At 54.1% G+C, this 7,447-nt stretch carries 3 protein-coding genes; 2 read left to right on the top strand and 1 reads right to left on the bottom strand.

Features of this window, described 5'->3' with window-relative positions; genetic code table 11:
* Positions 1–306: 306 nt before the first annotated feature.
* A complete protein-coding gene (locus tag J3U88_RS29925) occupies positions 307–2,103 on the bottom strand; it encodes a GAF domain-containing sensor histidine kinase (protein WP_207862699.1) in 1,797 nt (598 codons plus the stop codon).
* 432 nt (positions 2,104–2,535) lie between these two features.
* Here J3U88_RS29925 and J3U88_RS29920 point away from each other — a divergent pair, with 432 nt between their 5' ends.
* Positions 2,536–3,993: a pyridoxal phosphate-dependent decarboxylase family protein gene (locus tag J3U88_RS29920; RefSeq protein WP_207862698.1), complete on the top strand. Its 1,458-nt coding sequence runs from the start codon at positions 2,536–2,538 to the stop codon at positions 3,991–3,993.
* A 422-nt stretch (positions 3,994–4,415) separates the two neighbouring features.
* Positions 4,416–7,304, top strand: coding sequence for a GumC domain-containing protein (locus J3U88_RS29915; RefSeq protein ID WP_207862697.1), 2,889 nt, complete (start codon positions 4,416–4,418; stop codon positions 7,302–7,304).
* The last annotated feature ends 143 nt before the right edge of the window (positions 7,305–7,447 follow it).

Below are 7,447 nucleotides of genomic sequence, written 5' to 3'. Positions count from 1 at the left end.
TGCCGGGGATTTCCGCTAAACTTCTGTGTATTAAACACATTAGCTTCAAAATCGAGTGGCTGGGACATCACATCACGCTATTTTTGGTTTCCGAGATGCGAGGTGCCCCGCTACACATAAGAGGTTTGGCTAAAATCACCGCGTCAGCGCTTTTTAGGTTGAATACCAATCACAACCTAATTGACAGCTTAGAGCGTATACAAACCCCTATCGAGCAAATATTTGTCGGATTCCCCGCGGTGAGTCGCTATTCTGAATCACCCTCGGCAGAGCCGCGGACGGCTTCAAAATTTCGCATTAGGCGATTTATTCGCCACCGGCTCCTTTTGCCATGGGCAGGCTGATCAGAAATTCGGCACCTTTATCAACGCCCTCGGAATGAACCTTCATCTCCCCGTTCATTTCGTGCATGAACAAAATACTGCAGTGCAAGCCAAAACCATGACCATCGCTTTTGGTGGTGTAACCAAACTTAAAAATGCGCTCCATCGCCTCGGCTTCGATGCCCACCCCTGAATCACGCACGGAAACCCAGGCGTGGTCGTTGTCGTCTTGCCAGGTTCGCACTTCAATTTCGCGGAACCCTTCTTCCCGGTGAAGCACCGATTCTTTGGCATTCTGCAGCAGGTTGTTGAGGACTTGCACCAGCTTGGTCGGTTGCAGCGGCATTTCGGGGATGGAGCCGAAATGGGTTTTCAAGTCAATCAGGTGGCGCCGCAAACTCACCCGCATCATGTCCAGGGTGCGATTGACCAAGGCGTTGAGATCTCCGATTTCGGAAAAGGTCGGTCCGGCGGCATAATCCTGCTGCAAGTTGATGATTTTGGTAATGGTGGCGGTATTTTCGAGGATGATGAGGGTTTCCTCCATAAGCTGTTTGGTTTCCTTGAGGTGGGCTTGTTCCAAACGCTTCAGGTAACCGGGAATCATCCGTCCGCGCGGGTCATGGGACAAGTAGGGTCCGATTCGGTGCGCATTTTCGTCAAAAAGCTGGTTCAGGTGGGTAAGTGTCCCAAGATTGGAGCGGGTCACAATTTCATGAATACATTCCCCGGAAATTTGGATGCTGTTCAGGAGGTTACCCACGTTGTGCAAAACACCGGTGGCAATTTCCGCCATCCCGGCACGGTGCGCAATCGAGACCATCATTTGGTTGGTTTCGCGCAATTCCTCGGTACGTTTGTCGACCTCATCCTCGAGGACCTCGTTAAGCCGATGCAAATGGTCCATGGATTCTTGACGCTCCAACTCGACCCCGGCCCGGCAGGCAAATAGTTCAATGACCGGAATTTGACTTTCCCCCATGGGCATCGGTTTATCGTGCAGGCAACCGAGCAAACCCAGCAAACTGCCGTCGCGACGGAAAATGGGACAGGCCATGTAAGCGCTCATGCCCAACCGCTGCAAATCCTCATCCTTGGGAAAATGTGCGGTGACGCGATCAGGAAACAAACAGACCCGCCGTTGCGACAAAACCTCGTTGCAGGGTGTAAAAGCCAAATCGTAGCGAAAATTGGGAACCAGTTGGTCGCGGTCCCACATGGCCACGGTTTCTACCTCACGCCGGCCCGCCTCCTCGCGCAAACGGCCGACAAAACAACCGCGGTAGGAAAAGGTTTTGGCGATTTGCCGGACCAGGGTTCGCAGGTAGTCGTGGCCGGATTGATCCAAGCCGCATTGCAAAATTTCCTCGGTGAGGCCGTCCTGGTAGCGGGTGCGGTAACGCTCGGCGGCGTTGCGCACTTGAATACGCAGAAGGACCGCCTCCCATTCATGGAACAGACGCACATCGCAAACATCGTACTTGAGCAAAAAAGCTTCATCGGGGCAGTGGGCCATGGCGTCCAAAACCAGCAAAATACGCGAACAGGTCATGGTTGCGTCGGCGCGAATCACCTGAATGTACTCTTCGACCAAGAGGCGACTGGAAAAAGACACCAACACAATCGGCCATTCGCCAACGGGCACCGCACGCAAGGGTACGGGCCAGACGGAAAGGCAATCCACCATCACCGGCGTTTGCAGCAATACCTGTTCGATTCGTTGAATAAGGGTTTGGTTATCACTCAGGATGGCAATCGGATGGGGCGCGCCGCGGTGCATGACAGGACCTCGTTTAAGGACGTTAACGGGTAAGGTGCAGCCTGTGGGAAAAACGAAACTTCGAAAAAAAGCCCGTCCCACCCGAAGGAAAAGAACACGAAACGCGGTGAATCCACCGCGGGAGTTAACAAACCACAAAGAGTTATTCAATGGTTCGGCTACTTTTGAAAGAAACATTAAATTCTGCAAAAGCTTGACGGAGACGGAAGCGCGCGAGCGGCTTGACAGCATTGCCAAACCCTCCACATAATGTGACGCCCCCCGCGGGAACGGACCGAGAACAGGGACAAACGCCTTGCTCTGATTCACGGATTTTGTTTCTTTACGGGAAGGGTTCTTTTTTAGGGAATTCCCTCTGTTTCCGAGACAGCCAACCGAATTCCCGAACCATGCCGGACAAGGCAAAACGCCTGGCCAGGCTGAGAGAGCGACATGAAAGATTTTCACACCGAGCCCGAGATCCGTGCGTATACACGCCGACTCGACGATTTGTTGATCGACTATTATGTAGATCCCGCGCGGGATCCCCTGCTGAACTACACAAGCAAACCAGAACTGGCGCAAGCCCTGAACGAACCCGACCCACCGCGAGAAGGCATCGGCCTCGATCAGGCGCTCCAGCTTTTTGAAACCGATATTTTGGCGAATTCGGTCAAAACATGGCATCCGGGTTTTATGAACCAAATGTCGGCAGGCGCCTCCTTCCCCGCGGTCATGGGGGCCGCCCTGGCCGCGATGATGAACGGCACGCTCTCGACCTTTGAAGCATCCCCTGCCGCCACGATAATCGAGCACAATGTGGCGCGTTGGATGGCGGAGTTACTGGGCATGAAGCCGGGAAGCGGCGGGATTTTCCTACCCGGTTCCTCGCTGGGCAATTTTCTGGCCTTGGTGGTGGCGCGCAACAACCAATTGGCGGACAGCGCACGTCACGGCATGCACCACCAGGACGCGGTGGTGCTGTGCAGTGATGCGGCCCACTACAGCGTGGCCAACGCGGTGAACCTGATGGGTTTGGGCCGCGAGTCGATGGTCACGGTAGCCACCAACGAAGCCAATGAGATTTTGATCGAGGATTTCGCCGCCAAAATCGAGCGCTGTTTGGCACAGGGCAAACGACCCTTTGCCGCGGTCGCCACGCTCGGCCTCACGGTCACCGGCGGGTTTGACCCCATCGCGGAAATGGCCGAACTTTGTTCCCGCTACGACATGCACCTCCATGCGGATGCAGCCTTCGGCGGCGGCATGGCGCTGACGGATCGCCGCGACCGTTTCATGCAGGGCATTGAGGCGGCCGACACGGTTACCTGGGATGCCCACAAATGGCTGCATGCCCCGCTGACCTGCACGGTCCTGTTGTCCCCCAACCCGCACGTCTTCAAGCAAACCTTCAACCCCGACGCACCTTATCTCTTCCACGATTTCGACGAACAGACCGGGGTCACCGAGGACTTGGGCCACTTCACCCCGTTGTGCGGCAAACAGTTTCATGCCTTACCCGTCTGGTTAATGCTCAAGGCCTACGGATCGGATTGGTTCCGCCACCAGGCGCAAACCCGGCTGACCTTTTTGGACGATTTGACCGCCGCGATTAAAAACCAACCCCACTTCGAACTCGCTTATGAGCCGCGCTCCCCGGTGCTGTGTTTCCGTTACCTGCCCCGCGACGGCCATGCTGACGCGGCGACCCTAAACCAACTCCAGGTCACCATTCGGGAAAAAATACGCGCGTCGGGCAAGGCTTTGTTTAACGTAACCGACATCAAAGGCACGACCTATTTCCGATTAATCCTTATCAACCCACTCATGACCATGGCGGAAGCGCAGCCACTGCTCCACACCATTGCATCGGTAGGCGCCTCGGAAACAGCCGCCCTCCGCGCGAACTAATCGATGCGGAACCGGCATTTCCGCCGCCGGGCTAGTCCGCGAGACTGCTTCCCTGGCAACGCCGTCTGCCGGTTTCGCCGCCGCGCCCAACCCAGAAATTGATTTTCCGGCCCTGGAGTCGCAAGTCACAATTCCTTTTTGTCCAACTTTCATCTAGAATCGCTCTATCGTCTTCCAGCCAGTCGCCCATCCATCGAAAACATCCGTTTTCGAGGGCCGAACTTGTGCCGGAAACGAGCATCGGACCCGGGGCGGGACCCTTTTTGGAAAAAGCACCCAGGTCGAAGCGGTCCAAAAGCGACCATGGTTTCCCAAAACACCCTTTTGCTCCCAGTTCCAGATTTCCGAAATCCCATGAACGAAAAAGCGGCTCGGTCCTGGTACCGCGGTCGCCAGAAAACGAAGAGGACGCAACCAGCGCGATGGGCGACGATCAATCCAACAAACAAGGCGTGAGCATTCACTCAGTCGCCGAATTGTGCCAGGACTACACCATATTCCAGGCACGCAATTCCAAACCTTACGTGGCGACCATGGTCGATATCGTCGCGGCCGTAAACGCCTGCCCGATGGGCAAACTCAAAAACATCGACCCCGAGGAATTGCAGAACCAGACCGGTCACCTGCTTTATTACGCGATTAAAGGCGTGGACGACCCCATTGCCTGCGACATTGAATATGTACCGCAGTTGTACAGCCACTTCCGCAAGCCGACCATCATCGTGATGAAACGCATCAAAAAGTATTTGATGGCACCCCACCGGCGGGTTTTGGGTCGCTTGGAGCGCGAACAGGCATTTGAAAAAATCATGAATCTTTCGGCCTTTGATGTCAGCCAAAAGATTCGCCTGTGCATGGAAGAAATCGGGCGCTATCAGAAGATGTCGGAAATGGTGCGCGGCGGCGGCCGCAAGTTGGACATTCTGATGCAGGCGCTGCAGGTCCCCTCGCGGGTTCGTTTTGAATTGTTGTTTGTCGACCGTGTTTTGCGCGACCCCCACCACCAACGCCACAACGAGGCCATGACCTGGGTGAAAAAGTCCAAGTTCAAAGGCAACACCAAGGCGGTCCACAGCCTGATTAACAACGGCTTCCAAATGCTGGACAACGCGGCCAACCGCATTTTGGAGGAAATGGAACAGCTGTCGGGTTTGCAGTTCCCGCGGGATACTTCCAGCCTGGACATGTCCAAGTCCTGGTATTCACTGGGTAATTCCCTGCCGCGCGGCGAGGATTTTGTCAAATCCTTCACCTCGGAAGAAAAGGTCGAGCACCAAATTAAGCGCATCACCTATCCCATGGTTCGCATCAGTTACGACGCCGAGCGCCTGCGCGCCACCAAGGACCGGTTCTTGGTTGAAATCAACCTGGTCAAGGTGCAAGCGGCACAGTTGTCCAATTTATTCTTTGAAGTGGAACAAAAAATCAAAAATTCGACGGCGCCGGAAGGCGAAGCCAAAATCGCCATCGACACCGACTACGACAACGGCATGCTCAGCAACCGCGAACGGGACGAGGCTGAGAAGTGGGTTCGCGAAAACAAAATTAGGTTGCAGGAACTCGTGATGGAAATTTACGACACCCTGCTGAAACTTAAAGAAGAAAACGAAAAAGTCGTGCTGCCGGAGCGCCTGGAACAGGTGATCGAATCCATCAAAAGCGGTCACAGTACAGACCGCGAAACCACGTTCAAACAAACTGAAAACGAGCTCGAATCGCTGAACATCGATGATCTGGTTCGGGCCACGGACCGCTTGGAAAACCGCTTGGAAAATCCAGACGCCGCCTTGCTTGCGGATGTGGAAGAGACCCGCGATCAAGTCAAAAAGTTCATCGACCGTATTTCGATCAACAACATCGAGTTCCACAAAAAAGTTCGCGACGCCTACACCGATTTTAGCGACTACGAAAACAAGGTCCTCCAGCTTTACAACATGGAAGAGCAACTGGAACGCCTGCGCGTGAAGCTGGAAGGCTGGACGCTGGATATTTACCGCATCATTTCCTACAAAGGCGTGGGCGACAAGTTGCTGAGCGCCTGTATGAGCGTGGTCATCCATCAAATGCTGGCCGGCCTCAAGAAAATCGAGTACCGCGTCATCGACGCCGAGGTCTTTGAGAATTACTTTAACGAGGCGATGAAACTGGACGACGAGGACTGCGTGTTACACCTCGACCAGTTGCTGCAGGAAATGGAAGCGGTGCCGCGTACCGAACATTTGATCGGCGCCTTGCACGATTGGGAAAAAGACCTGCGCAAAGAGGAAATGAGCGAAAAAGAAGCCTTCCTCCAGAGCAACGGTGAAAAGATCGCCGAACTGAGTGATCGTGCCCGCGCCGAACTGCGCGAACGCTTGAATACCGGCAAAATCCAGTCGAAACGCCTGCGTCTGGAGGTATTCGGTCTCTCCGATTGCAACGCCGACAACCTGCGCGCCTTGCTGGAAAGCATGATTGCCATGGCACCGCAGCTTGCCAACGAAACCGAAGGCGAGCAATTGGTCAAATCGCTCAACACCATTGAAGCCCAGGTGATTGAAGCCCAGCGCACCACCAAACCCAATGGTGAAGCCTACAAAAAACTCAAACAGATGGAAGAGAACGACAGCCTTTCGCCGGAGCTGGTCCGCGAACTGCGCCGGGATTTGGAGTTAAACTTCTCCGAACTCGACCAGCTTTTGGAAGAAGTCAGCAGCGCGCAAAAACGCGTCAAACTGTTACAAAACAAGTTCGGCGCCAAAAAATCGACGGAACACCTGGACGTAACCCTGAACATCAATGACTTGGATCGCCTCAAGGACGTTTACGAATTCATCGATACGGTCACCATGGAAGACATCAAACGATTCTGTGTGTCCTATAACCTCAAAACGGGTTTGCTGACCAACCTGTTCGAAAAAGCGCGGAAAAAAGATCTTTCGATTCCCAAGGAGATCACCCAATCGCTGAACAACAAGGCCTACAAGCTGTTTCGCGATAAACGGTTTATCTCCCTCCCCCTGCGCACCTCGATTATGAAAAACAGCAAAGAAATTTTCGAGGCGGAGACCCAGTTGTTGTGTCACACGCTGAACCTGGTCAAATCGCTAAGCATCCGTAAAAAAGCGGCTTATATGACGCTGGTAGCCCTGTTGGAACAAGCCAAGGAGGGCGACCACCAAATGGTGAAGCTGTTGGGTTTGGTGTGGGGCCGCATTCAGAAACGGATCTTTGACTTTAAGCCGGTCAACCACCAGAAAAACTACGAAGGCAACCGTCAAGCCCTGCTCACCGACATCAAGGAAAATGTGGGCGACGTGTTCAAAAGGTAAGGATGCGGCTTAGCTTTTCTCCGTACCCAATCATCCAAAACCCAAACGAGCGCTAAATCCGTCGCGAGCCAAGCGTCGGTCTTGCCGTATGATAAAAAGGATAAGCTTCGCGGCCCCTTTTCCCGCGATCCCACGCCTTTGTG

The sequence above is a fragment of the Acanthopleuribacter pedis genome (assembly GCF_017377855.1).
In the GTDB taxonomy this organism is placed as follows: domain Bacteria; phylum Acidobacteriota; class Holophagae; order Acanthopleuribacterales; family Acanthopleuribacteraceae; genus Acanthopleuribacter; species Acanthopleuribacter pedis.
This window is presented reverse-complemented; position numbering and strand designations above follow the sequence as displayed.